Source organism: Nostoc sp. UIC 10890 (assembly GCF_054786515.1).
Window position 1 is genome coordinate 602,996 of record NZ_JBSGKF010000001.1, and the last position, 23,955, is coordinate 626,950.

The 23,955-nt window shown below is 44.0% G+C and carries 19 protein-coding genes; 10 read left to right on the forward strand and 9 right to left on the reverse strand.

Annotated elements, in window-relative coordinates; all coding sequences use genetic code 11:
• Nucleotides 1–262 precede the first annotated feature (262 nt).
• Nucleotides 263–910, forward strand: coding sequence for a response regulator (locus tag ACWATR_RS02555; protein ID WP_460329225.1), 648 nt, complete (start codon nucleotides 263–265; stop codon nucleotides 908–910).
• A 733-nt stretch (nucleotides 911–1,643) separates the two neighbouring features.
• Here the strand turns inward: ACWATR_RS02555 and opcA are convergent.
• The 5 genes from opcA to ACWATR_RS02580 form a co-directional block, all read right to left on the reverse strand.
• Entirely contained in the window at nucleotides 1,644–3,017 is a 1,374-nt protein-coding gene (opcA, locus tag ACWATR_RS02560) for a glucose-6-phosphate dehydrogenase assembly protein OpcA (RefSeq protein WP_460329228.1), read from the reverse strand.
• Between the two features lie 117 nt (nucleotides 3,018–3,134).
• Complete coding sequence (zwf, locus tag ACWATR_RS02565) at nucleotides 3,135–4,664, reverse strand: glucose-6-phosphate dehydrogenase (protein WP_069073762.1); 1,530 nt, start codon at nucleotides 4,662–4,664, stop codon at nucleotides 3,135–3,137.
• A 155-nt stretch (nucleotides 4,665–4,819) separates the two neighbouring features.
• Nucleotides 4,820–5,965 (reverse strand): transaldolase, encoded by a 1,146-nt coding sequence (tal, locus tag ACWATR_RS02570; RefSeq protein ID WP_460329231.1) that lies wholly within the window; start codon nucleotides 5,963–5,965, stop codon nucleotides 4,820–4,822.
• Between the two features lie 307 nt (nucleotides 5,966–6,272).
• The gene (fbp, locus tag ACWATR_RS02575; RefSeq protein WP_181931171.1) at nucleotides 6,273–7,322 is read right to left on the reverse strand and encodes a class 1 fructose-bisphosphatase; all 1,050 of its coding nucleotides are present in this window, start codon (nucleotides 7,320–7,322) and stop codon (nucleotides 6,273–6,275) included.
• A gap of 255 nt (nucleotides 7,323–7,577) precedes the next feature.
• Nucleotides 7,578–8,672: a hybrid sensor histidine kinase/response regulator gene (locus tag ACWATR_RS02580; RefSeq protein ID WP_460329234.1), complete on the reverse strand. Its 1,095-nt coding sequence runs from the start codon at nucleotides 8,670–8,672 to the stop codon at nucleotides 7,578–7,580.
• A gap of 548 nt (nucleotides 8,673–9,220) precedes the next feature.
• Between ACWATR_RS02580 and ACWATR_RS02585 the strand changes: the two genes are divergently transcribed.
• The 6 genes from ACWATR_RS02585 to ACWATR_RS02610 all read left to right on the forward strand — a co-directional run bounded on the left by ACWATR_RS02585 (nucleotide 9,221) and on the right by ACWATR_RS02610 (nucleotide 15,866).
• Complete coding sequence (locus tag ACWATR_RS02585; RefSeq protein WP_460329237.1) at nucleotides 9,221–9,940, forward strand: response regulator; 720 nt, start codon at nucleotides 9,221–9,223, stop codon at nucleotides 9,938–9,940.
• 178 nt (nucleotides 9,941–10,118) lie between these two features.
• A complete protein-coding gene (locus ACWATR_RS02590; RefSeq protein ID WP_460329240.1) occupies nucleotides 10,119–11,807 on the forward strand; it encodes an NAD(P)H-quinone oxidoreductase subunit 4 in 1,689 nt (562 codons plus the stop codon).
• 131 nt (nucleotides 11,808–11,938) lie between these two features.
• Entirely contained in the window at nucleotides 11,939–12,130 is a 192-nt protein-coding gene (locus ACWATR_RS02595) for a type II toxin-antitoxin system RelE/ParE family toxin (RefSeq protein WP_460329242.1), read from the forward strand.
• A gap of 222 nt (nucleotides 12,131–12,352) precedes the next feature.
• Nucleotides 12,353–13,267: a homoserine kinase gene (thrB, locus tag ACWATR_RS02600; protein WP_069073766.1), complete on the forward strand. Its 915-nt coding sequence runs from the start codon at nucleotides 12,353–12,355 to the stop codon at nucleotides 13,265–13,267.
• A 29-nt stretch (nucleotides 13,268–13,296) separates the two neighbouring features.
• The gene (locus ACWATR_RS02605; protein ID WP_460329245.1) at nucleotides 13,297–13,806 is read left to right on the forward strand and encodes a hypothetical protein; all 510 of its coding nucleotides are present in this window, start codon (nucleotides 13,297–13,299) and stop codon (nucleotides 13,804–13,806) included.
• A gap of 440 nt (nucleotides 13,807–14,246) precedes the next feature.
• Complete coding sequence (locus ACWATR_RS02610) at nucleotides 14,247–15,866, forward strand: tetratricopeptide repeat protein (RefSeq protein ID WP_460329248.1); 1,620 nt, start codon at nucleotides 14,247–14,249, stop codon at nucleotides 15,864–15,866.
• A gap of 388 nt (nucleotides 15,867–16,254) precedes the next feature.
• Here ACWATR_RS02610 and ACWATR_RS02615 read toward each other — a convergent pair whose 3' ends face one another.
• Complete coding sequence (locus tag ACWATR_RS02615) at nucleotides 16,255–16,785, reverse strand: pentapeptide repeat-containing protein (RefSeq protein ID WP_460329251.1); 531 nt, start codon at nucleotides 16,783–16,785, stop codon at nucleotides 16,255–16,257.
• Between the two features lie 294 nt (nucleotides 16,786–17,079).
• A complete protein-coding gene (locus tag ACWATR_RS02620; RefSeq protein ID WP_460329254.1) occupies nucleotides 17,080–18,474 on the reverse strand; it encodes a TldD/PmbA family protein in 1,395 nt (464 codons plus the stop codon).
• A gap of 15 nt (nucleotides 18,475–18,489) precedes the next feature.
• Between ACWATR_RS02620 and ACWATR_RS02625 the strand changes: the two genes are divergently transcribed.
• The 3 genes from ACWATR_RS02625 to rpsU all read left to right on the forward strand — a co-directional run bounded on the left by ACWATR_RS02625 (nucleotide 18,490) and on the right by rpsU (nucleotide 19,587).
• Nucleotides 18,490–18,693, forward strand: a complete 204-nt coding sequence (locus ACWATR_RS02625; protein ID WP_460329257.1) for a hypothetical protein — start codon at nucleotides 18,490–18,492, stop codon at nucleotides 18,691–18,693.
• 173 nt (nucleotides 18,694–18,866) lie between these two features.
• Nucleotides 18,867–19,187, forward strand: coding sequence for an RNA recognition motif domain-containing protein (locus tag ACWATR_RS02630; protein ID WP_069073773.1), 321 nt, complete (start codon nucleotides 18,867–18,869; stop codon nucleotides 19,185–19,187).
• A 208-nt stretch (nucleotides 19,188–19,395) separates the two neighbouring features.
• Complete coding sequence (gene rpsU, locus ACWATR_RS02635) at nucleotides 19,396–19,587, forward strand: 30S ribosomal protein S21 (RefSeq protein WP_069073774.1); 192 nt, start codon at nucleotides 19,396–19,398, stop codon at nucleotides 19,585–19,587.
• A 107-nt stretch (nucleotides 19,588–19,694) separates the two neighbouring features.
• On the opposite strand, the gene ACWATR_RS02640 is transcribed toward rpsU, so the two are convergent.
• Together ACWATR_RS02640 and ACWATR_RS02645 are read right to left on the reverse strand one after the other, a co-directional pair.
• Nucleotides 19,695–20,996 (reverse strand): hybrid sensor histidine kinase/response regulator, encoded by a 1,302-nt coding sequence (locus ACWATR_RS02640; RefSeq protein ID WP_460329262.1) that lies wholly within the window; start codon nucleotides 20,994–20,996, stop codon nucleotides 19,695–19,697.
• Nucleotides 20,993–23,851: a CHASE2 domain-containing protein gene (locus ACWATR_RS02645; protein ID WP_460329265.1), complete on the reverse strand. Its 2,859-nt coding sequence runs from the start codon at nucleotides 23,849–23,851 to the stop codon at nucleotides 20,993–20,995. The genes ACWATR_RS02640 and ACWATR_RS02645 overlap by 4 nt, the downstream gene beginning before the upstream one ends.
• Between the last annotated feature and the right edge of the window lie 104 nt (nucleotides 23,852–23,955).

The following is a 23,955-nucleotide window of genomic DNA, read 5'->3' on the forward strand; positions in this document are numbered from 1 at the left end:
TTGTTCTCCGTTTCCTATTCCCTATTCCCTTACTTTTACAGAAGAATATTCCTAACTGGCCTGATTGCAATATAGTTATATTTATTTATCTTGACTTATTTGGAAAATACACATTATGATTCATGATTGTGAATTTTTATATTATTCATTGCTGACAAATAAAAATTAAAGATTAAGAATTTTATCTAAAAAACGAATGATGGAATAATAGAAAATAATATCAATATATTAAAAAAAGACTCTTAAAAGCCCGGATTTAAATATGGAAACAGATAAATTGGTCAAACCAATTCGGGTCATAACTGTTGACGATCATCAAATCTTGCGGGGAGGTATTAAATTTCTCTTGCTAGCCTTTGATGACATTGAGTTAGTAGGGGAAGCCGGTAATGGAGATGAAGCAGTACGTCTTTGCGAAAACTTGCAACCAGATGTAGTGCTGATGGATTTGATGATGATGGGGATGAATGGAGCAGAAGTAACAAAAGTTATCCGCAAAAAATACCCAGAAATTCAGGTTTTAATTTTGACCAGTTTTCTAGACAAGGGCTTAGTACAGAAAGCAATGCAAGCGGGAGCCATCGGCTACTTGCTCAAGGGTGTCTCGATTGATGAGTTAGCGGATGCCATACGTTCTGCTGCCATTGGTAGATCTATTTTGGCAGCAGAGGTGATTCAGGCGTTGCTGCAACCGATTCAACCATCATCCCCTCCTGTATATGAACTGAGCAGGCGACAGGCAGAGGTGTTAACACTTTTGGCTTTAGGATTGAGTAATGATGCGATCGCTCAACGGATGAAATTGAGTCCTTCTACCATTAGGCATCATGTCAGTCAGGTACTAAATAAGTTAGGAGCAACCAACCGCACGGAAGCTGCTACTAGGGCGGTGCGAGTTGGATGTGTTTAGTATTGGTGAATCAACTTAGTTACTTTTGAATATTTTATATTGCAAAGTTTTAAGATAATTGATTTTATAGCAGGAGGCAGGAGGCAGTTCTTGCTGGAGGCAGGAGGTAAAAGTATTACTATTCCTAGCTTTGGGGTTTTCAAAATGTCCTAACCTATGTGGCTACGGCTATAACAAGAGTAGTAGCGATACCTACGGTGGGCTACGCCAACGCTACTACTCTTGTCACGCCAATAGGCTAATTAATTTTTGCAGGTCAATGCATCAAACGTTGCACTTGTAGAGACGGCGATTTATCGCGTCTCAAAAACTCAAAAACCAAGGAAAATAAAAAACCCTCCAGATTATTGAAATATCCAAAAATCTGAAGAGTTTGTGTTTGATTTTCGCATTTGGTAACTCGTAGCCCAAAGTGAGAGGCTGACGCCAACGCGGAGCGTCTCGTAGAGAAGGGGGTTTCCCTCATGAGTGACTAACGATAGTGCAGCGTTAGCGAGTCTTCTCTACAACAGGCTACGCCAGCGTCTCCGTTAGGATAGGGGCCAGGATTTTAGTCCTTGACTTGAGCGTTTTAGCGCTCACTACAAAGCAAGCATTGTTTTCTTGTCAGAATACTAGTAGTCTATGTCATTAATTTTGCAAGGTTTGTAGTAAGCACTTAAGTGCTTAAAAATACAGGACTAAAGTCCTTACTACAAACTTTTATAACCTTCAGAACTAATGGGACAGACTACTAGTTTGTTTCCAATTTGAAAATACTCGCTGTCACTCCCAGGCTTTCTTCAAAAAGTGATTCGCGTCCCCAACGTTGTACCTGCTGACTCAGCAATGCTTCCGCCTTTTGTTCCGAAAGTGAAGTCACCTGTTGAAACAGACCGGCAGATTGGGCGCCACCGTGGGTTTCCATCCGCATACAGCCACCAGTTTCCGAGCAAATTACGGTACCAGAGTCTGCCTTGGGATTTGTCGAACTGAGGCGCAAGGCAATCAAGTCGCCAGCAATCTCACCCACATCAGCAAGGGGAACACCCGCTAATTCGGTTTCCACTTGCCGTTGGTCTTGGGCAATAAAACGAATGCGAGTGATGTCATAATCTCCCGTTTCCTTTTGATATGAAACTGGCTGCCATTCTAGACGACTTGCCAGCCAACCCAAAAACAGCAAAGCTTGGGCGGGGTTGCCTTTTTCGTAATCAATAGTTACTCGGTCAACTTCTCTGAGGGCCGCCCGACGGTGAGGTGAGTCGTAGGCTTCAGCTGTCAATTCCTGCCATGCTGAGAGGCGACGCCAGTTTAGGTCAGCCAGAGGAACACCACTTTCCACCAATTCTTGGAGGCGGAGTAAATCACTTTCTGGCTCGTTAAAGCGGCAAGAATCCACAATTACATTGTTACAAACTGCTGCCAGGCGCTTGAATAGAGTGTTGTTGGGGACTGGAGTTGCTTTCCACCAAAGAAACTTTGGTAAGCCGCCAATTAACAATGCTGGAATCATCCCACCTATGCGTTCCAAGGCAGCAGCAGTTCCACTAAGAGTTATATATTCGCAGCAAATTAGTGTACTTGACGATTGCTTTTGGATGGGGCAATAAGCAGAAACTTGAGCCTTGACTCCTTCATCTTCGCCAGCAATGGGAAACAGCGCAATAATCCGGCAAGGGTTGCGGAGGGCGATTTCATCGGCAATTCTGGGACTTGGGGCATTTAAGCTGGGAAGATCAATAGAACCATTATCCCCACCAGCCCCGTTTCCTTGACGCTTGGTGAATTCTTCTCTCAAGATAGCCAAAGTTTCAGGTGTTGCTGTGCCAGTATCCGGCAGTCCATATTTTGTCTGCACTTGCCGCAAAGCAGCTACCATCTGAGGCCCTAAAATTCCGTCAAGCGGGCCGTTGTAAAATCCCAAAGTGGCCAAAAGATATTGGGTTTCTTCTGGTTCGTAAACCACTAAGCTAAATGTCGTGGCCCGAGTCGCAGCAGGAAGCCCACCGTCCTCGCCGGTAATGCCGTAGCTTTGCCAAATTTGATTAAGTTCCGCTTCTATTTCGTTAAGCGAAATATCTTTTGGCGCCTGAAGTGAAAAAATTGTAGAAGCTTGGGGAGCCATAGGAAGTTTTGGATTTTGGATTTTGGGTTTTGGATTTTGTCATTAGTCATTTGTCATTTGTGTTTTTACTAGTGACTAATGACTAGTTACTAATGACAAATGACTAATGACTAATATTTAAAGTCTGCGCCAGCGACGGCCATCTTGGTTAATTAACAATTCTGCTTCCGCTGGTTCCCAGGTACCGGCTTCGTACTGGGGAATAGTATTTGCGTCGGCGGGTGCATCCCAAACGGAAAGGGCTGGTGTTACTACCTGCCAAGCTGCTTCTACTTCGTCTGCGCGGGTGAACAATGTTTGATCGCCCATCATACAATCAAGGAATAAGCGATCGTAGGCATCAGATGTTGCTTGGATGCCAAAGGAACCATAACTAAAGTCCATATCAACGGAACGGGTGCGGAATTCTGCCCCCGGCATTTTCACATCAAAACGCAGGGAAATACCTTCATTTGGCTGAATCCGCATCGTCAAAATATTGGCGTTTGTCTGTTGGGCAGCCGATTGGAACATCCGAGATGGAACTTCGCGGAAGTGAATGGCAATCTCACTGACTTTTTTCGGCATCCGCTTTCCGGTACGCAAGTAGAAAGGAACACCTTTCCAGCGCCAGTTGTCTACCAAAAACTTCATAGCGACGTAGGTGGGTGTGGTGGAGTTGGGATCAACACCTGGTTCTACTCGATATCCTGGCACTGCTTGACCCTTCATCCAGCCAGCACTATATTGACCACGGACTGCTGACCGCGACAGATTGTGAACATCAGCTAAACGAGTAGCTTGGAGTACCTTCACTTTTTCTGTGCGGATGCTGTCGGCATCCATTGCGTTGGGTGCTTCCATTGCCGTTAGGCAGTAAAGTTGCATGAGGTGATTTTGCAACATATCCCGTAGTGCGCCGGCGCTTTCATAGTAACCAGCCCGGTCTTCCACTCCCACGGTTTCTGCCACGGTAATTTGCACGTGGTCAACAAATTGGCGATTCCACAACGGCTCAAAAATCGCATTGGCAAAGCGAAACACCAGCAAATTCTGGACTGTTTCTTTACCCAAGTAGTGATCAATCCGGTATACTTGGTTTTCTTTACAATATTTCTGTACCACTTGGTTAAGACTCTGGGCAGAAGCCAAGTCTCGACCAAAGGGTTTTTCAACTACTAGACGATGTTTGTAGGGATCTTCTAGCATCCCGGCGCTTCCTAGCTGCTTAATCGCTTCAGGAAAGAATGAGGGAGCAACTGAGAGGTAGAACATGCGATTTCCTCGCGTGCCCCGTTTTTCGTCTAATTCACTCAATAAGTTTTTTAGTTTCTGGTAGCCTTCGGGGTTGTCTATATCCCCAGGACTGTAGAACAGACCTTGAGAGAAGTCTTGCCAGAGTTCCCCTAAATCGACATCAGGATGCGCCTCTTCCATGCCCTTTTGCATTTGTTCACGGAAGTACTCGTGGCTCCATTCTCGACGTGCCACACCGACAATGGTCGTTTCTGGGGGAATCCGCCGTTCTCGCCGCAATTTGTAAAGCGCTGGCACTAGTTTGCGCCAGGTGAGATCACCAGAAGCGCCAAAAATGACTATAATCTGGGGTTCAGGCATCCCTTGTTGTTGCAGACCAACGCGCAAGGGATTTTCTAGCAGACTAACCATAACAATTTTGGATTTTGGATTTTGGATTTTGGATTGGGGAAAGGGAAAGGGGGAAAGGGGAAGGTGGGGCCCCCTCTGGGGATAAGGGGCGGGGGGAAAGGGGAAGAACTATACCTTTACCCTTTACCCTTTAACCTTTTCCCCTCTTCTGTTCCCTACACTGGTGACAATACCTTGATCTTGTCTTCTAAAGAGTTCATCAAGGACTGGAAGGGCTGGATAAACTTGTCAATGCCTTCGACTAACAGTTCATCCATGACGTTATCGAGATCGATGTTGATGTCGGGATCTTTGAGGTTTTCGATCAGCGTGTAAGCTTTGTCTAAATCTGTTTCTAAGCGATCGCTTACGTTACAATGATCGGCACAAGCTTTAATGGTCGCTGGTGGTACGGTGTTGACAGTATCATGACCAATCAACTCTTCGATATACATCACGTCTCTGTAGTTGGGGTCTTTGGTACTGGTGCTAGCCCAAAGTAGCCGTTGTACTGTGGCTCCTTTTGCTGCCAAATCTTGCCAACGCTCGCTTCTAATGATTTTCTTGTATTCTTGATACGCAATCTTAGCGTTAGCGATCGCTACTTTTCCTTTAACAGCTTTTAGCTTTGCTTCCACGGCAATATCATCAACACCTTTTTTCAACTTAGCATCAATCTTGGCGTCGATGTTGCTATCAATCCGGCTGAGGAAGAAGCTAGCGACTGAAGCAATTCTACTAATGTCCTTACCCTCAGCTACCCGTTTTTCTAAGCCACGAATATAAGCCAAAGCTGTGTTGATATAGCTTTCTACAGAAAACAGCAGCGTAATATTGACATTCATACCATCTGCGATCGCTTGTTCCACTGCTGGCAAACCAGGTTCTGTACCGGGAATTTTAATCATCAAATTTTCCCGATCAATTTCTTGGAAATAGCGTCTAGCTTCGGCTATTGTTGCTTCAGTATCATGGGCGATGGTTGGCGGGACTTCAATACTCACATAACCATCGAGTCTATCCGAGGCTTCATAAACAGGGCGTAAAATATCACAGGCATTACGGATATCTTTAAAAACTAGGGATTCGTAAATTTTGTATGTCGGTAAGCCAGCCCGAACTCCAGCTTCGATATCGGCATCATAAATAACGTTACCAGCGATCGCTTTTTCAAAGATAGCTGGGTTAGAAGTTATCCCAGATATACCTTGATTTTCCACCAGGTCTTTGAGTTCGCCTGATTGAATAATGTCACGGGTCAAATTATCCATCCAGATACTTTGACCGTATTGCTTAATTTCTAGTAGATGATTGGTAGACATAGCTAGTTTATTTCACTCCTGTATTGTGATGCTTCTAAGTAAAGTTGGCAAAACGCATCAAATTATTGATGGTTACTTTTGAATTGTGGCGTTGCCAATCACTTATTACATCGGCCAGCTGAGATAATCCTTAATTGATCTTCAAAAAGCGCTATTTTGCATCCCCAATCCTAAATCACCATGATTAACGTTTAATTAATGGCAGATGAGAGTACAGCATACAGAAAATGAGTCACCCTTATAAAACGTCTAAGACCCTTACGTAACAGTAATTACGAATTACGAATTACGAATTACGAATAGTCTTCTAGTGTCCGTTTTGAATAAAAGATTCCACCTTTGCGACATCCTCTTTGCTACCAATAATTAAAGGCGTGCGTTGATGCAGTTTTTTTGGCACCACATCCAAGATATTTACCAGTCCTGTAGTAGCACGACCACCTGCTTGCTCAATCAAAAAGGCGAGAGGAGCGGTTTCATAAAGCAAGCGTAATTTCCCTTCTGGGTTTTGAATTGTGCCTGGGTAAAGAAACACACCGCCTTGAACCAAAATTCTATGGATGTCGCTAACCATTGCGCCGCTATAACGAGCGCTGTAGCCTTCTGTGCGATGAACGTAGCGGATGTATTCTCGAATCGATTCTTCCCACTGCCAGAAGTTACCTTCGTTGACGCTGTAAACAGAACCGTGCTTAGGAATCTGAATATTCTCTTCTGTGAGAATAAACTCTCCTAAACTGGGATCGAGGACAAAGGAATGAACGCCCTTACCTATAGTATAAACCAGCATCGTGCAGGGCCCATACAGGATATATCCGGCAGCAAGCTGCTTACGTCCGTTGGTGAGGAGGTCAGTTGCTTTACCATCGCTATCAGTTCCTTCTTGCTGGCGAATGGCGAAAATGGAACCTAAGCTGAGATTGTTATCAGTGTTAGATGAGCCATCAATTGGGTCATACAGCAGGGTATAGCGACCAATGGGGCAATTTTCGGGGATATAATAGGGATTTTCCATTTCCTCAGAAGCGAGGCGACAGACTAAGCCGCTTTGCTTAAACACTGAGATAAATACATCATTGGCGTAGACATCCATCTTTTTGACGGATTCCCCTTGGACATTAACTTCTCCAGTAAATCCGAGAACGCCTTCCATTAAACCAGCGCGACTCATGCGCCGAGCAACCAGTTTGCCGGCCAAGGCGATGCGATTCATCAGCGCACTTAAATCTTGTGCATCTGGCGAAAAACTCTGAAGTTGTTGGAGGACGTGACGGGATAAGGTTGTACAATCACGATCTAAGGCTCTGTCTGTAATTTCATTGATAGGCGATTCTAGGGATTCTGGCGTTTTAGCCATTTTTATGTTCTCCGCAGCCACTAGCTGTTAGTTGGGTTTTAGTCGTGTATGGCAACTTATAGTTGCTGCTTCTATCTTAGAAAGGTAATTTGATAACTTAGACGCGACTTTAGATAAACTAAAGAAATGAATCTTTATTTTTAGAGAGCGATTCTCCTAAAACGTTACTCATCTCTAGAAAGTTCAACCCACGACTTTGCTCATCAGGATTTCTCCTCTTTAGCCAAGACGAGGTTTTTCTATGAATCCCCACTTTTAGTTTTCGCTAGCTATAGGTAGACGGATAGTGAATGTACTACCCTGCCCTGGTTCAGATATGACATCGATTGTGCCTTGATGTGCTTCGATAATGTAGCGAGATAGATATAGTCCCAAACCACTACCAGAACGTTGGTGTTTCCCTTGACGAAATCGCTCGAATAATCTTGCCTGGTCTGGTTTAGAAATTCCTGGCCCCGTATCTTGGATATCAATAGTCACATCTGCCAAAGTGAGATAGCAGTGAATATCTACAGAGCCTTTGTCTGTAAATTTGATAGCATTGCCGATGAGATTTGTCAATACTCGTCGCAGTTCTACGCGATCGCCCATGATGGTGATTGCAGTTTCATCTCGATCAATATTTACAGCTAATCCTTTTTCTTCAGCTAAGGGAGTTAATTCTAGGGAAACTTCACTAACTAATTCCTGAATATTGCAGGGAGAAATTTTTAAGGTTTTACAGCCCGCTTCATGACGATAAACTTCTAGCAAGGTATTTACCATTTCCAGCAGGTCTTGATTGCTGCCAATCATGGTATCAATTATTTCTTGCAACTGTGGCGAAACTTCGCAAAATCTGCCTTCTAGCAATAATTTTAATACGCGGTTGGAGGCTACCAGTGGTATACGTAAATCGTGAGTAAAACGCGAGACAAAATCTGCTCGGAGGTTAGCCATCTGATCTCGTTCGTCGATACTATGCTTGAGACGCAGGAGCGATCGCACTCGTGCATGTAGTTCGTCAGGATCAAATGGTTTACGAATGAAGTCATCGGCACCAGCATCAAGTCCTTCCACAACGCTAGACTCATAGTGAGCCGTGAGCAGCAGAATGGGGATAAATGGCAACGCCTGATTCTGTCGAACGCGGCGAGTAAATTCATAGCCATCGATCTCCGGCATCATCACATCTAAGAGAATTATGTCTGGGAGTAACTCCTCAACCATAGCCAGAGCAATTTTGCTATCTTCCACCAAGCTAATTTCATAGTCCTCATCTTCTAGGACTGCTTCTAACACCAGTAGATTGTCAAAAACATCATCGACAACGAGAATTTTATCTTTTTTGACAGTTTTAGTTAAAGACATGGCTAAATAAAAAAAAGAAGTGCTTGGCTATCCCTAGCAAATCTAGTAATAGCTTACTTCACCAGCGCTGAGATGATTAAGGATTCATATTTTCCTTTAAAGTTTTCCGAATCTAATCTCTTTTTAAGTAATTAAACGTATACATTATTGCAATATGCAGCACATAGTGATGTTAATTCTCTTTGGAGACATCGACCTCTGCGTGGCTGGATAAATTCCTCCAAGTAAGTCGAGTCATGGAAAGAGAAAACCCAAGAAGTAATTCTTGGAATCCTATCGGCTATATTCCGTGGGAGGATGTCAGGGGATAAGGTTATGGCGTTAATTACATGAGGTATATCATAGTCTTCTCCTCTTGCTAAGGTGAAGGGGTTGGGGGTGGGGTTTTTGTACCTCACTCAAGCAAGAACTGCCATATTTATGCCTAATGGTAGATGAAGTTCAGGGAACAATACCAAAGAGATTGCTTTTTGTATAAGATACCGAATAGAAGAACGAGATTATTTTAATCTGTACTTTGAGATAAATAACAGTAAAGTTAAGCAACTATGAGTGAAATCAAGATCCTTGTGATTGAAGATCACAACCTGACAAGAATCGGTTTACGGTCTGCCTTACAAACCCAGCCAGACTTTAACATTGTTGGTGAAGCAGCCAATGCAACTGATGGCATCAAGCTTCTGAAAAGTCTCAAGCCGGATGTTGCTACTATTGACATTGGTTTGCCTGACATGGATGGTATTGAGCTAACACGCACATTTAGGCAATATCAAGCAGAAAATGAAGACTATACAACCAAGCTGCTCATTTTAACGATGCAGAATAGTGAACAGGCAGTTTTAGCAGCGTTTGCAGCAGGTGCAGATTCTTATTGCATGAAGGATATCGAAACTGAGAAACTAGTGGAGGCTGTACAAACCACATACTCAGGTAGCTCATGGATTGATCCAGCGATCGCAGACCTTGTACTACAACAAATACGTCAAGATTTTCCCGATGGCAGCAGAGGTGCATCTGGCAAAAGAGTCTTGATTGAAGGTATTGACCCAGATACAGAGAAAAGTATAGTCAGCTATCCTTTAACTCACAGAGAGATGGATGTTTTAGAGTTGATTGTCGCTGGCTGTGACAATGCAGAAATTGCGAAAAGGCTCTATTTAACAGTCGGTACTGTAAAAACTCATGTTCGAGGTATTCTCAATAAACTCTGTGTTGCTGACCGGACACAGGCTGCCGTCCGTGCCTTGCGGGCTGGATTAGTACCGTGAGCAACTAAAAATCTTTCTTCCCCAGGCCCCAGTCGCCATTTTCAAGTCAATTGTCTTTGAGTCAAAGCGGTTAACTGGGACAAATATTTATGGTTAACTGGGACAAATACTTATGAAGAAATTGTTACAAAGTTTAGTACAATGACATCATCCCAAATAAGTATTTTTTCTCATATACATGATAGCGGATCAATTTCCCTGGCTTACCGCAATTGTCTTGCTGCCACTAGTTGCTTCCCTGCTCATCCCTGTGCTGCCTGATAAAGATGGCAAGCGCGTGCGGTGGTATGCACTGGGTGTAGGTATTGCAGACTTTGCCTTGATGTGCTACGCCTTTTGGAAGCATTACGATGCCAGCAATGCTAGTTTTCAAATGGTGGAAAGTTATGCCTGGATGCCTCAGTTGGGTCTGAACTGGGCGGTATCAGTCGATGGACTATCAGTACCACTTGTGCTGCTAGCAGGATTTGTCACCACACTCTCGATGTTTTCGGCTTGGCAAGTTGATCACCGCCCTCGCCTCTTCTATTTTTTGATGCTGGTGCTGTATTCTGCACAAGTAGGGGTTTTCGTTGCCAAAGACTTGCTGCTATTTTTCATCATGTGGGAAGTAGAGCTAATCCCCGTCTACCTACTAGTCTGCATTTGGGGTGGGCAAAGGCGGCGTTATGCGGCTATGAAATTTTTGTTGTATACCGCAGCAGCTTCTATATTTATCTTAGTGGCAGCCTTAGCAATGGGGCTACACGGCGGCGGTGATATGACATTTGATATAACCGCCCTCGCCAAGAAGGAATATCCCATTGGTTTACAACTGCTACTTTATGCAGGGTTGTTGATTGCATTTGGTGTCAAGCTTGCTGTTTTCCCGATGCATACTTGGTTGCCTGATGCCCACGGCGAAGCATCCTCTCCTGTATCAATGATTTTGGCTGGTGTATTGCTGAAGATGGGCGGATATGGACTAATTCGCCTGAATCTTGAACTACTTCCCGATGCACACATTTACTTTGCGCCAGTTCTAGCTATTCTGGGTGTTGTCAACATTATCTATGGTGCATTGAACTCCTTTGCTCAGACCAATATGAAGCGGCGTTTAGCTTATTCATCGATTTCTCACATGGGGTTTGTACTGCTGGGGATTGCCTCATTCACTGATTTGGGAATCAACGGCGCGATGTTGCAGATGATTTCGCATGGTTTGATTGCATCGGTGCTGTTTTTCTTAGCGGGCGTTACTTACGATCGCACCCACACAATGGTAATGAAAGATATGGGCGGTATTGGTCAAGCCATGCCCAAAGTCTTTGCCCTGTTTACAATCGGAGCAATGGCATCTCTAGCGCTTCCCGGTATGAGCGGCTTTGCTGGCGAACTCTCGGTATTTGTTGGAATGACAAGCAGTGACGTTTACAGTTCGACTTTCTGCACCGTCACAGTTTTTCTCGCCGCAGTTGGAGTTATTCTCACACCGATTTATCTACTTTCCATGCTGCGAGAAGTGTTTTATGGTAAAGACGCAGCACTGCTATGCGACATTAATAATGCAGGCTTAGAAAATCAAGAAGATGACGGAACAGTTTGTTTTGGTACAGACTGTCTCGTGCCAGAAGATGCAGTATACGAGGATGCTAGACCCCGTGAGGTGTTTATCGCTGCCTGTTTTCTGCTGATGATTATTGGCATTGGTTTCTATCCCAAGATGGCGATGCAGATGTACGACGTGAAGACTGTCGCAGTCAATGCTAATCTTCGCCAGTCTTATGCCATAGTCTCGCAAACAAATCCCCAGATTTATGCTAAGGGATTCTTGGCTCCGCAAATTTCCGAGGTTGAGGCAGCGCCCGTTTTGGGAACTTTGAAGTAGGTTTTTTGTTTCTGTGGAAAAGAGCGATCGCTAACTTCGAGAACTTCTAGGTATATTTCCGAAGCAGAACAGATTATTGATAGCTGATCATCAAGAAAGGCAGAGGGCAGGAGGCTCAGGAATTCTGACTCGTGTCCTCTGCTCCTCCTAACTTGAGTAACTTTCTTTTCTCAGGTCGAATAGTACCAGAGTTTGGCGATGATACTATTAGGGAAAAGTTTGTATATAGCTATCGAATCATCTATCAAATTCAGGGTGACACTTTAACTGTTGCAGCAGTGATTCATGGAAAAAGACTATTCGATAAACTAGATGTAGATTGAGGGTAAGTCAAAGTAATTCGTCATTCCAATCTAGTATTATAAAACTTCTAATACCAAATCTATGTGAGCCTGCATAGAATAATTACCTTGTCTAGCATGGAGCTTCAAATGTGTTATTCTGTGCATCTTCATAGAGAATTGGTATTACAGACAATTACCATAACTCATGAACAAATCAACCCTTTACATGGGATGCTAGTTGATGATTAGTGAGTTTTACCAATGTCTCTTGTTTCTGCCATCACTGTTACTGTTCCTGCCACAACTGCGAATTTGGGGCCTGGTTTTGATTGCATCGGTGCAGCATTAAAGCTGTACAACGAGTTCAAGTTCACTCGCCTAGAAGAAGGTGGGTTAACTATTCATGTCACGGGTTCGGAAGCTGAACGAGTCCAAACTGATGAGAGTAATCTCCTTTACCAAGCCTTTGTCAAGTTCTATCAGCATATAGAGCAGACGCCGCCGACTGTGAAAATAGAGATTAAATTAGGTGTGCCATTGGCGAGGGGTTTGGGTAGTTCGGCAACAGCAATTGTTGGTGGGTTAGTTGCTGCGAATCAACTGGAGGGTGCGCCGATGAGTCAGTCGCAGGTGATGGAGTTAGCGATCGCAATGGAAGGACATCCTGATAATGTAGTTCCAGCTTTGTTGGGAGGATGTCGTCTTGCTGCTACCAGTGGTACAGCTTGGGAAATTTGTGATGTCCCCTGGCATAAAGATGTTGTACCAGTTGTGGCTATTCCTAATTTTGAACTTTCTACTTCAGAGGCGCGGGGTGTTCTCCCCACTGAAGTGAGTCGCGCCGATGCGATTTTCAATACAGCACATTTGGGATTATTGTTACGCGGCTTGGAAACTGGTAACGGACAATGGTTAAAGACGGCTTTGCAAGATAGATTGCATCAGCCCTATCGCAAAGCTTTGATTCCTGGTTATGATGCTCTCAACATCGCAGCTGTTAGTGCTGGTGCTTATGGTATGGTAATTAGTGGTGCGGGGCCAACACTGTTAGCTTTGGCGGATAAATTACACTCGGAGGCTGTGGAAGCGGCGATGTTAGCTGCTTGGCAAGAAGAAGGAATTACAGCCGAGGTGCGATCGCTTTCTCTCGATACCCAAGGCGCAAAAAGCTTTTAATATTTTACTCAGCACTTAAAACTCGATTTATGGAGCAAATTCAGGCTGAAATGGCGGCGCTTAAATCTCAAATTCAGATTCTCCTAGAAGAACGCGCTGCACTCACTATTAATAATGTCATCTCTGGCGAGAATGAATCACCCCAGGCAATGGTGGAAGCTTACCGCCGTCAAGCCAGGGAAAATGCCCAATTATCAGTTGAACTCCAGGGCATAGATGCAGCGATCGCCGCTTTGGAAGGCCAGATAAAACAAAAACAAGGTAAGTTAGTGCGATCGCAAGGTGAATCAAAACAACTTCTCATCCAGCAGCAGTTAGAGGAAGCTAAAGAAGTCGCACAGGTTCATGCTCAACGCATCAATCAACTAGCAGGTGAATTGGCGGCAGAAGTCCGTTTTCTTAAGGCTTGTGCCAATCAACTGAGTCCAATGTATTGGCAGATTTATTACAAACCCTTCATCACTGGATTCAAAACAATCTCTGTTCCCTATGTCCGCTCTGATGGGGAAGTTTGGACAATTGTCAACAGAATCATTTAATGCTTTAGATTCAGGAGGGAGGAGGTCGAACGCAAGAGTGTTTCGTAGACAACACCACCCTCTCCCCGCAAGCGAGGTCGGTGAGAGGCTTTAGCTTGGGGTTGTAATTTGGGGTCATTTGCGATCTTGGTGGTTAGCCAATACTGCTTGGGTAAAGCATTTTGAACTCGGAATTGGGTTTTGGGAAAAGGTTAAAGGGTAAAGGTTTTCTCTTTCCCCTTTCCCCTTTCCCCAAAACCCGACAAGTATTGGGTGGTTAACTAATTAATATTTCATGTATTATCCCCAGCGATCGCGCTCTCCCAACTCCTCAAACTCTGGCATAATCAGACATGGTTGCACCTTTAAAACTGATGTAAATCCTGCAAGATAATTAAAAGGTTTACGCCGAATGGATATTTTAATAGAATAATCTCATTAAAAGATTCGCAGAAATATAAATGGACTGGATTACACTACTGCGATCGCTACAGTCTGATTTTATTAAAAGGTTAACATCTGGTTCTCTGCTTCATTGTGAAACAGAAGGTCAATATAGTGAATTAACTATTATCTCTGGAGAAAGGTTAAGAGCATTACGGGAATTTTGCTGGCTGATGGCTGAGAAATATAAGCGTGTTTTACCAGTCCGTGATGTTTTTATTAGCTATCTCAAAGGGAAGTTGGGTGAGGAAGTTGTCAAAGAACGTTTAGCCGATTTTATTACCGAAGTCGATTATGAAAAGCGATTCGGGGGTGATGGCAATATAGATTTCACCTTGACTTCCGACCCATCTATTGGTATTGAGGTTAAATCTCGTCATGGTCGAATTGACAGAGTAAGATGGTCAATTAGTTCTGAAGAGGTCGAAAAAAATGCAGTTGTAGTTTGCATTTTGATTCAAGAGGATGTGAGTGAAGCACAATCTGAGTATCACCTTTTTTTGGCTGGTTTTCTCCCAACCCGGATGATTAAGTTGAAAACTGGTAAAATTTCCTTTGGAATAGAGCAATTACTATATGGTGGTGGTTTATGGTGCTATTTAGAACAGTTACAATCTTCTATAAATAATTCTTCTAGGCAACAACCACCAATTTATAAATATCTTCCGAAACAGGAAATTCTATCTAAGCCAACTAATAATCATTTAATAAAATCTTCTTTTCAACCTGAATATCGTGATGAAGATTTAAATATACTTTATGCAAAATTAGGTGATGAATGTTTTGAAAAAGGAGAATATACAAATGCAATTACCAACTATGATCAAGCTTTAAAAGCTAATTATAATGATTTTGATTTATATTACAAAAGAGGTTTGTCTCATTATCAAATAGGAGATTACGAAGCTGCGATCGCAGATTATTCTCAGGCAATCCAGATAAATATTCATGATGCAAAATCTTACAACAAAAGAGGTTTAGCCCTATATCAGCTGGGTCGATTAGAAGAAGCAATTAATGATTATACCCAAGCTATTAGAATTAATCCTAATGTTGCCGTAGCCTATAAAAATCGGGCTGAAGCTCGTTCTCATGTAGGAGATAACCAAGGAGCAATTGAGGATTATACCCAAGCCATTAAAATTAACCCCCATTATGCTGATGCGTATAAAAACCGTGGAATTGCTCGTTATTTATTAGGATCTCAACCGGGATTTCCCCAAGCGATCAAGATTAATCCTCAAGATGCCATAGCTTATAAAAAACGTGGTAATGCTCGTTCAGATTTAGGAGATTTTGAGGGAGCAATTGAAGATTATACTCAAGCAATTCAGATGAATCCTAATTATGCCGATGCTTTTTATAACCGTGGTAATGCTCGTTCAGATTTAGGAGATTTTGAGGGAGCAATTGAAGATTATACTCAAGCTATACAGATTCATTCAAATTATGCTGATGCTTATTACAATCGTGGCAATATTCGTTTAGAAATCGCAGATAAACAGGGAGCAATTGCAGACTTTCAAAAAGCGGCAGATATATATCGTAAAGATGGTAAGCTAGAAGCACTCAAAGACACACGAGAAAGAATCGTAGATTTAGAAATAGAAGAATCTTTAGATATTTTAAACTTCTAGACAATTGCCTAAGAGGATGTTTGAAAAGTCCTCTTGTTGGTATTAAAAGTTTTATATCCCTCTAAATCTCCCGATAAATTGGGAGACTTTGATTCCAGTTCCCACTTTTTTAAGCTACCGTGTATACAACAAGTCTGAAATAGCTGATTAACCAGGGTTTTACCCCACCCTAACCCTCCCCTTGCAAAGGGGAGGGAACAAGATTTCTTTTTCCCCCCTTGACAAGGGGGGATTAAGGGGGGTAATTCGACTTGTATGTACACCGTAGCCTTTTTAAGGGGGGTTAGGGGGGATCTAAAAGTGCCTAAAGTCACAGCGTAAACACTTTTCAAACAGCCTCTTATATCCCGCCGCTATAGTTGATACTGCAATTTAGCAGCGAGAGATGTTACACCTTCTCATCTAAGATAGTTCCTTCTGTATTGGCTCCCTCCAAATTTGCTCCGTTCAAATTTGTCTGGTTCAAATCTGCTTGAGTGAGATTGGCCTGAGATAAATCGGCTACAGTTAAGTCTGCACCACTCAAATCTGCTCCATCTAGATTCGCCGCTATCAAGCTTGCTTCCTGCAAATCTGCCTCACTCAAGTTAGTGTCAATCAGTTTAGCAACCGTTAAATCAGCCTGACTCAAATTAGCTCCTTCCATTGCTGCTCCATCCAAGATAGCTCCATCCAAGATGGCTCCGCTCAAGTTGCTACCACTGAGGTCAGCATTACTCAAATCTGCTCCATTTAAGTCTGCCTCAATCAAACTGGCGTGGGCTAAATTAGCGTGACTCAGATTAGCTCCATCTAAAATTGCTCTATCTAAAATTATGCCACTGAGATTAGCTTCCCTTAAGTTTGCCTCGCTCAAGTTGACACCAGTAAAATCTCTGACACCTGCGGCATAGTTTTTCAGGAGTTGATCTGCATTCATATCTGTCGCTGTGCTAAGGAACGTTTGATTAAGGCTATTCAGACAGGCACTAAATCCACAGTACGCGCCACGGAGGATTGGTGTAGTGATATCAAGCCAGAGTGAATGTCGAATACCTAATATTTAGGTTAGCCATCTTCAACTACTCGCGCTACTACCTAGAGTTGTGAGTTTTTTTCATACTTGGGAGGGATGTTGAGGGATATTAATTTTGATGGTTTGTAGTAAGGACTTAAATTCTTACTACAAACTTAGTTATTCTCTGCGAGATGGGGCGTGTTCTCGCTCTTTGGTTTACGTTTCCCCACCAACTACTACATCTCGAATTCGCAGACTAGGGCCACCACAGCCCACTGACAAACCGTTTTGCCCTCCCTTGCCACAACCGCCGGATTCATCCCAGTAAAAATCATTACCAAGTGCCTCAATATCCGCTAATGTTTGGAATACATTTCCTGAAAGCGTCACATCCCGCACAGGTTCAGCAATTTTGCCGTTCCTAATCATCCACGCTTCCCCAGCACTAAAGGTGAACATTTCTCCATTTGTCATCCCACCCAACCAATTACGAGCATAAACTCCTTCTTTGATATCGGTGAATAAGTCTTCGACTGGGGTTTTACCCCGTTCAATCCAAGTATTTGTCATCCGCACAATGGGAGTAAAGTGATAGTTGAGACAGCGAGCGTTCCCCGTGGGTGCTTCCTCCAATTTGCCAGCGGTTTCACGAGAATGTAAACGTCCAACTAAAACTCCATCTTTAATTAGTTGAGTTGTAGTAGCAGGTGTACCTTCATCGTCATAAAAATAGCTGCCGCGATGTCCCTCTGGGGCCGCACCATCAAAAATTTGGAGTTCGTCAGGGCCAAACCGCCGTCCAATGGTCATAACTTCCAGGAGATCGGGGTTTTCGTAAGCCATATCAGCTTCAGAAAGATGTCCGAAGGCTTCGTGGACAAATAAACCCGTGAGAATCGGGTCAATGACTACGGTGTAAGTATTGCCTTTCACCGATGGTAGAGATAAAGCGGCGATCGCTCTTTGAGCTGCACTTTTTACCTGTTCATCCAAATCAGTTAAATCTTCGTAAGCTTTGCGAGAGCCAGTAGTTTCCCGTCCAGTTTGTACGGTTTCGCCATTTCTGGCGGTGGCGGCAAAGCGCATTTCCATATCCACCCAAGATTGCTCGATCAAAGTGCCTTCTGAGGTAGCTATGATCACTTTTTGGGCGCTGTCACCGTAACGCACCGAGGTAGTGGTAATCCGGTGATCAACGCTTTTGAGCAATTGGGCATAGCGATCGCACAATTGTTTTTTCTTCGAGAGGGAGATTTTGCGGGGATCAGTACCTTGTAGGGGGAGAATGCATACTGCTTGCACCGGGTCAATGGGTGCAAGTAAAGTTTCTTCATCACCAACCATCCGCGCAGCTGCGATCGCTTCTTCAATACGATCCTTAATTGTCGCCAGTTGGTTAAAGCAGCTCAAACCCCATCCACCTTTATAACAAGCGCGAATATGTCCACCAATAGAGATGCCTTCACTGAGAGTTTCTACCTTGTCGCCACGCAACAAGATATCAGTCCCTTCTGCTTCTTCAAGGCGAATCATCAGATAATCTACACGCTGTGAATAGCGGGCGATCAGGTCAGAAAGTAAATTTTGGGTGTCAGCAAGTGTAGTCGGCATTTCCAGGTAGTAACAATGACGAACTGCATTTATTTTGCAATTATTTGGGGAATTTCTGCTAATTATATTGAGGGGATTAGGGACTGGGGATTGGAGACTGGGGACTGGGGAGCAGAGAAGCAGAGGGGTAATTTTTCACCAATGCCCAATACCCCATGCCCCATTCCCAATGCACCATGCCCCATGCCCAATACCGCCCGTAGCCCTCTGAACTCTTAGTAGTTCCTTTTTTACGGTGGGTAAGAACTGAATGATGTGCTAAGGTAATCAAGTGAGAATAAAATTCGGTTACAGTGTTTGTTTTTAGTATTGACAGGCTTTTCCCTTTTGGTCTTAACAAGCTTGTCTCCGAAATCTAAATCTCTACACACCTATGATTTTGGAGATAATGCATGTCAATTTATGTAGGTAATCTATCCTACGAGGTCACACAAGAAGACCTCAATTCTGTTTTTGCCGAACACGGTACTGTAAAACGGGTTCAGTTGCCTACTGACCGTGAAACAGGACGTCCACGCGGCTTTGCTTTTGTAGAGATGGGCACAGAAGCTGAAGAAACAGCTGCCATTGATGCTCTTGATGGTGCTGAGTGGATGGGACGTGACCTTAAAGTGAATAAGGCTAAACCAAAAGAAGATAGAGGCGGTTCCTTTGGTGGTGGAAACCGAGGCAACAGTGGTGGTGGCGGCGGATATAACAGAAATCGCTACTAAACTTTAAGATCAAAAATTAAGTTTTAACGTCTTAAGGGCAGAATTATTATCTGCCCTTTTTGCGCTCCGGTCTACTGGATGGCGTGAAGGAGGCAGAAGGCAGATCGCTTTTAGCGTCTCCCCTTGGGAGAAGTCAGGAGGTAGGAGGTAGGAGGAAAAGTGCCTTTCCTGTTAAAAGTGCCTAGTATCAATTAAGTAGGAGATAAAAATGACCCAAGTATTTGTGGGCGAAAATGAAGGAATTGAGTCAGCCTTGCGTCGATTTAAGAGGGAAGTTTCCAAAGCTGGTATTTTTCCAGATATGAGAAAGAATCGTCACTTTGAAACGCCTTTGGAAAAACACAAGCGCAAGGAAGTCGCAAGGCACAAACAACGCAAGAGAAATTTTCGTCGGAATTGAGAATTAGCCATACCTACACTGACGCACTTCTCATTTAGATTCTTAAATGTCCCAGAGGCGATCGCTATACTCCAGATAAGAATCTAAAGAGTATTTTTCTGTTTCGGTCACATGGGCAGAGTAATAATGAACTTTGTCCCCTCACCGGGGATTGACAAGCAGTTGACTTGTCCATTGTGTTTCTCAACAATAATTTGGTGGCTAATAGCTAATCCCAGCCCGGTTCCCTTACCCACAGCCTTGGTTGTGAAAGATTGCTCAAAAATTCTAGCTTGCACCTCAGCAAGCATACCGGGGCCGTTATCTTGGATGCAAATTGTGACGGTTTGTTGCTGAGAATCAACTGATGTGGTAATGGTGATGGTGTTCGGATAAGCATTAATATTTTGATCGGAGTGATTTTGATCGAGTTCATCAAATGCATCAATAGCATTGGCGATGATATTCATGAACACCTGGTTCAGTTGTCCTGGATAGCAACTAATTGCAGGTAATTCACCGTATTGTGTTAAAACTTGGATTTTAGGGCGATCGCCATTGCCTTTGAGTCGATGTTTCAACAGCATTAAGGTGCTATCAATTCCTTCGTGAATCTGAAACTCCACCTGAGATGAAATATCTGTGCGAGTAAAAGTTCTCAGAGAAAGACTGATATCTTTAAGACGGGTAATTCCCTGACGCATTGATCCCAGTAGCTTTGGCAGATCCTCTGCTAGATATTCCAAGTCAATTTCTTCAACAAGCTCTTGAATTTCCGGATCTGGCTGCGCTAGCTTCTGCTGTTGGAGGCTCACCAGACGAAGCAAATTGTTTACATATTCCTCAATATAAGATATATTCCCGCCAATAAAACCAACCGGATTATTAATCTCATGACCAATACCTGCAACCATCTGTCCGAGAGTGGACATTTTCTCACTCTGGATCATTTGTAGTTGGGTTTGTTGTAACTGCTCTAGAGATTGAGTTAATTCTGCGGTGCGGTTTTGCACACGTTCTTCTAATGTCCGGGTGAGATGGGAAATTTTCAGGTGTAACTTTAAACGGGCAATAACTTCTTCCTGCTGAAAGGGTTTGGTAATGTAGTCAACTGCACCAATTTCCAATCCTGTCACCTTATCTGTAGAATCGGCCAGGGCAGTCATGAAAATCACCGGAATATTCTGAGTGATGGGATTGGTTTTCAGCCTGCGACAAGTTTCAAATCCATCAATACCAGCCATCATCACATCCAAGAGAATGAGATCGGGACGGGCATATTCTGTTTGTTCGATCGCTGACTCTCCATCTGTTGCCATGAGCGCTTTCCAGCCACACCCCTGAATCGCTTCAGATAGAACCTTGAGATTGTTGGGATTGTCATCCACCAACAAAATATGTATGGGTTTCGAGACAGAAACAGCGATCATGGATGTAACTCCGTTGTGACAAATGATTTGAGGAACTTACGAATTTTTCCAGTTTGGAAATTGGCAGTGAGTTTGTTTAACTCTGCCGCGAAGGGAGCTAGCTGACTGTTTTGCTCAACTATCTCTCCTAACATTCCCTCGATCGCTGAGATATCTCCCATCATTGCCAGATGATAGAGTTGTTGCAAAACATCCTGGGATGGTAGAACCCATTCAGCTTTGGGAGACGACTGTTGAGATGAAGATTTGGCATACATCCACTCCACTCCCAACAGCGATCGCAGTCTATTAAGTAGTTCGTCAATCTGCAGGGGTTTGGGCAGGAATGCTTTTGCCCCTGCCTCTAAACTCCGCTGGCGATTTTCTTCAAAGACACTGGCACTAGAGACAATAATGGGAATAGAGCGGGTTTGCGGATTTCCTTGCAAGTGAACCATTAGCTCAAAACCATCCATATTGGGCATGGCTAAATCGAGCAGAATCACATCTGGATTGTGTTCAGTTGCCATCTGTAGCCCATTTTTGCCATCGCTCGCTTCTAAGGTTCGACAACCAATTTCTTGCAACAAACTGGTCAACATAGAACAGTGGTTGCGATCGTCATCAACAATGAGAATCTGAGGCGCACTACCCCGAATTCCGGCAATTTTCTGGGTAGTTGGGGCGATTGCTCCTCCGTGCCAGTCATGAGCGAGTGGTACTGGTACTGTCAAATCTAGCCAAAAACAACTTCCTTCACCCAGGTGACTCTGCACCTGAATTCCGCTCCCCATCAATGCCGCAATTCTTTGGCTAATCGCCAATCCCAAGCCAGTACCTTCAGATCGCTGCCCTGCTTTACCCGCTTGCTCAAAGGGCAAAAATATTTTTTCCAGTTGGTCTGGTGACATCCCAATACCCGTGTCTTCAATCTGAAAACGAATCTTGATTGTTGGGGATTGGGGATTGGTGATTGGGGATTGGGCATTGGGCATTGGTGAAAAATTACCCCTCTGCCCCTCTGCCCCTCTGCCCCTCTGCCCCTCTGCTCCCCAGTCCCCAGTCCCCAGCACCTCTACTTTGAACGTTACGCCACCGCTATCTGTAAATTTGATCGCGTTGCCCAGCAAGTTAATCAACACTTGCCGCAGCCGTTTTTCATCGACTTCAATGGCAAGTGGTAAGCGATCGCTAATTAATACGTTAAATCCAATCCCTTTCTGTTCAGCTCGGATACCACAAATCTCAGTCACACCATGTAAGAAATTGGGCAGATGCACACTGGTGACAACCAAATCCAATTTCCTCGCTTCTATCTTCGAGAGATCGAGAATGTCATTAATCAGCATTAGGAGGTGCGATCCGCATTGGTAGATGATGCTGACTCCTTCGAGGTTTTTAGCTGTCATATTTGGCGATCCTTCTAGTACTTGGGCAAAACCAAGGATGCCATTGAGAGGTGTACGTAGTTCGTGGCTCATGTTGGCGAGAAATTCACTTTTTGCCTGATTGGCAGCATCGGCAGCTTGCTTTGCCTCAACCAATTCATGAGTGCGTTCTTCGACTTTTGTCTCCAGGGTTTTGGAATAATCCAAGAGTTGACTGTTGGCAATTTCTAGTTGGCGATTTGTTTCTTCTAACTTCCGTTGTTTATAGGCATTTGTTGTGGCAATCACACTACCGATAAACGCAGCTAAGGCGGGTGTTACCGGAATTAAAACACCATGCAAAAACATCCCATAGCTACCCCATACACAGGTTCCACTGATGCCTAGAGTTGCCCAAAGAATTTTGCCGCCGGGAATCCGCAGCTTGCTATTGGATAACAACCAACTACCAGTAGAACCAGCAAAAGACCACAAAACAATCCACAGCGACAGGAAAGTGCCAGAAACGCCATGTAGGCTGGCTTTTCCTGTTTTTGCCCCTCGTACTAGTTGATGAGCAATATTGGCATGAATAACGACACCTGGAGTCGGTTTTTGAGCAGATATCCAGGAAGAGAAGGGTGTGCTGAAGAAATCATTGGTACTGGAGGCAACTGATCCGATAAATACCATGCGATCGCGCATCAAATCTGCCGGAATTTTCCCTGCTAACACATCGCGCATAGCAACTTTACGAAATGCTGATTCCGAACCATACCAATTGAGTAGAATTTGATAGCCTCCTAAATCGGCATCAGTATAACCTGCTTCTTGATTTTGCAGTGGCAGGTAAATTTCCTTGCCCAACTGGAACTTTTGCTTTTGGGGGTCAATGCTTTCTAAGCTAATTCCTTCAGCTTCGAGGTACTTGAGGGCGACAAGGGTTGCCAGTCCGGCTTTAATGGTGTTTTGCTCTTTGGCATCTTCAGCTGTCAGCAGGGCACGACGCACAAAGCGATCGCCATCCAAGACTAAATCTGCTAATCCTACCTGATCCTTTTTTTTCAATTCCGGTGGCGGATTGACTCGTTCACCAGTAATTTTCTCAACTCCGATTAAATTGGGAGTAGTGCGGAAGACTTGAACAAGTTGGTCATGTCCACTTCCTTCCGGTAAATCTCGATAGAGATCCAGTCCAATGGCGCGGGGTTGTTGCGCCCGAATTTTTTCTAGTAATCGTGCTAGTGCCCAGTCTGGAACTGGCCATTTACGTACCGATTGGATATCGCGCTCATCAATTGTAACAATCACAATTTCATCTGCGTAGGCGTAGCCCGCCATAGGCATCGCCTGTGAAGATCGCTGACGAACCCATTCGTCGCGGATTTTCCATTCCGGTAAATTGAAAAGTCCCAACGATTGCCCAACCATAACCGTTAAAGCAACGCTGGGAGTAATAATCAAAACGCTACGAGTGCGTTGGATTAAAGCCTGGAATCTGCGCCACATATTTGTGCCATACAAGGGGGATGGGGATTGGGGACTGGGGACTGGGGACTGAGGAGCTGAGGAGCAGAGGAGCAGAGGAGCAGAGGGGTAATTTTTCACCAATT

Coding starts and splice junctions, on each gene's coding strand:
- thrB (WP_069073766.1), top strand. CDS start 12,353: ATGTCTCTTGTTTCTGCCATCACTGTTACTGTTCCTGCCACAACTGCG.
- ACWATR_RS02625 (WP_460329257.1), top strand. CDS start 18,490: ATGACGAACTGCATTTATTTTGCAATTATTTGGGGAATTTCTGCTAAT.
- opcA (WP_460329228.1), bottom strand. CDS start 3,017: ATGGCTCCCCAAGCTTCTACAATTTTTTCACTTCAGGCGCCAAAAGAT.
- ACWATR_RS02605 (WP_460329245.1), top strand. CDS start 13,297: ATGGAGCAAATTCAGGCTGAAATGGCGGCGCTTAAATCTCAAATTCAG.
- zwf (WP_069073762.1), bottom strand. CDS start 4,664: ATGGTTAGTCTGCTAGAAAATCCCTTGCGCGTTGGTCTGCAACAACAA.
- tal (WP_460329231.1), bottom strand. CDS start 5,965: ATGTCTACCAATCATCTACTAGAAATTAAGCAATACGGTCAAAGTATC.
- ACWATR_RS02615 (WP_460329251.1), bottom strand. CDS start 16,785: ATGAATGCAGATCAACTCCTGAAAAACTATGCCGCAGGTGTCAGAGAT.
- ACWATR_RS02590 (WP_460329240.1), top strand. CDS start 10,119: ATGATAGCGGATCAATTTCCCTGGCTTACCGCAATTGTCTTGCTGCCA.
- ACWATR_RS02620 (WP_460329254.1), bottom strand. CDS start 18,474: ATGCCGACTACACTTGCTGACACCCAAAATTTACTTTCTGACCTGATC.
- ACWATR_RS02610 (WP_460329248.1), top strand. CDS start 14,247: ATGGACTGGATTACACTACTGCGATCGCTACAGTCTGATTTTATTAAA.
- ACWATR_RS02585 (WP_460329237.1), top strand. CDS start 9,221: ATGAGTGAAATCAAGATCCTTGTGATTGAAGATCACAACCTGACAAGA.
- ACWATR_RS02645 (WP_460329265.1), bottom strand. CDS start 23,851: ATGTGGCGCAGATTCCAGGCTTTAATCCAACGCACTCGTAGCGTTTTG.
- ACWATR_RS02580 (WP_460329234.1), bottom strand. CDS start 8,672: ATGTCTTTAACTAAAACTGTCAAAAAAGATAAAATTCTCGTTGTCGAT.
- rpsU (WP_069073774.1), top strand. CDS start 19,396: ATGACCCAAGTATTTGTGGGCGAAAATGAAGGAATTGAGTCAGCCTTG.
- ACWATR_RS02630 (WP_069073773.1), top strand. CDS start 18,867: ATGTCAATTTATGTAGGTAATCTATCCTACGAGGTCACACAAGAAGAC.
- ACWATR_RS02555 (WP_460329225.1), top strand. CDS start 263: ATGGAAACAGATAAATTGGTCAAACCAATTCGGGTCATAACTGTTGAC.
- fbp (WP_181931171.1), bottom strand. CDS start 7,322: ATGGCTAAAACGCCAGAATCCCTAGAATCGCCTATCAATGAAATTACA.
- ACWATR_RS02640 (WP_460329262.1), bottom strand. CDS start 20,996: ATGATCGCTGTTTCTGTCTCGAAACCCATACATATTTTGTTGGTGGAT.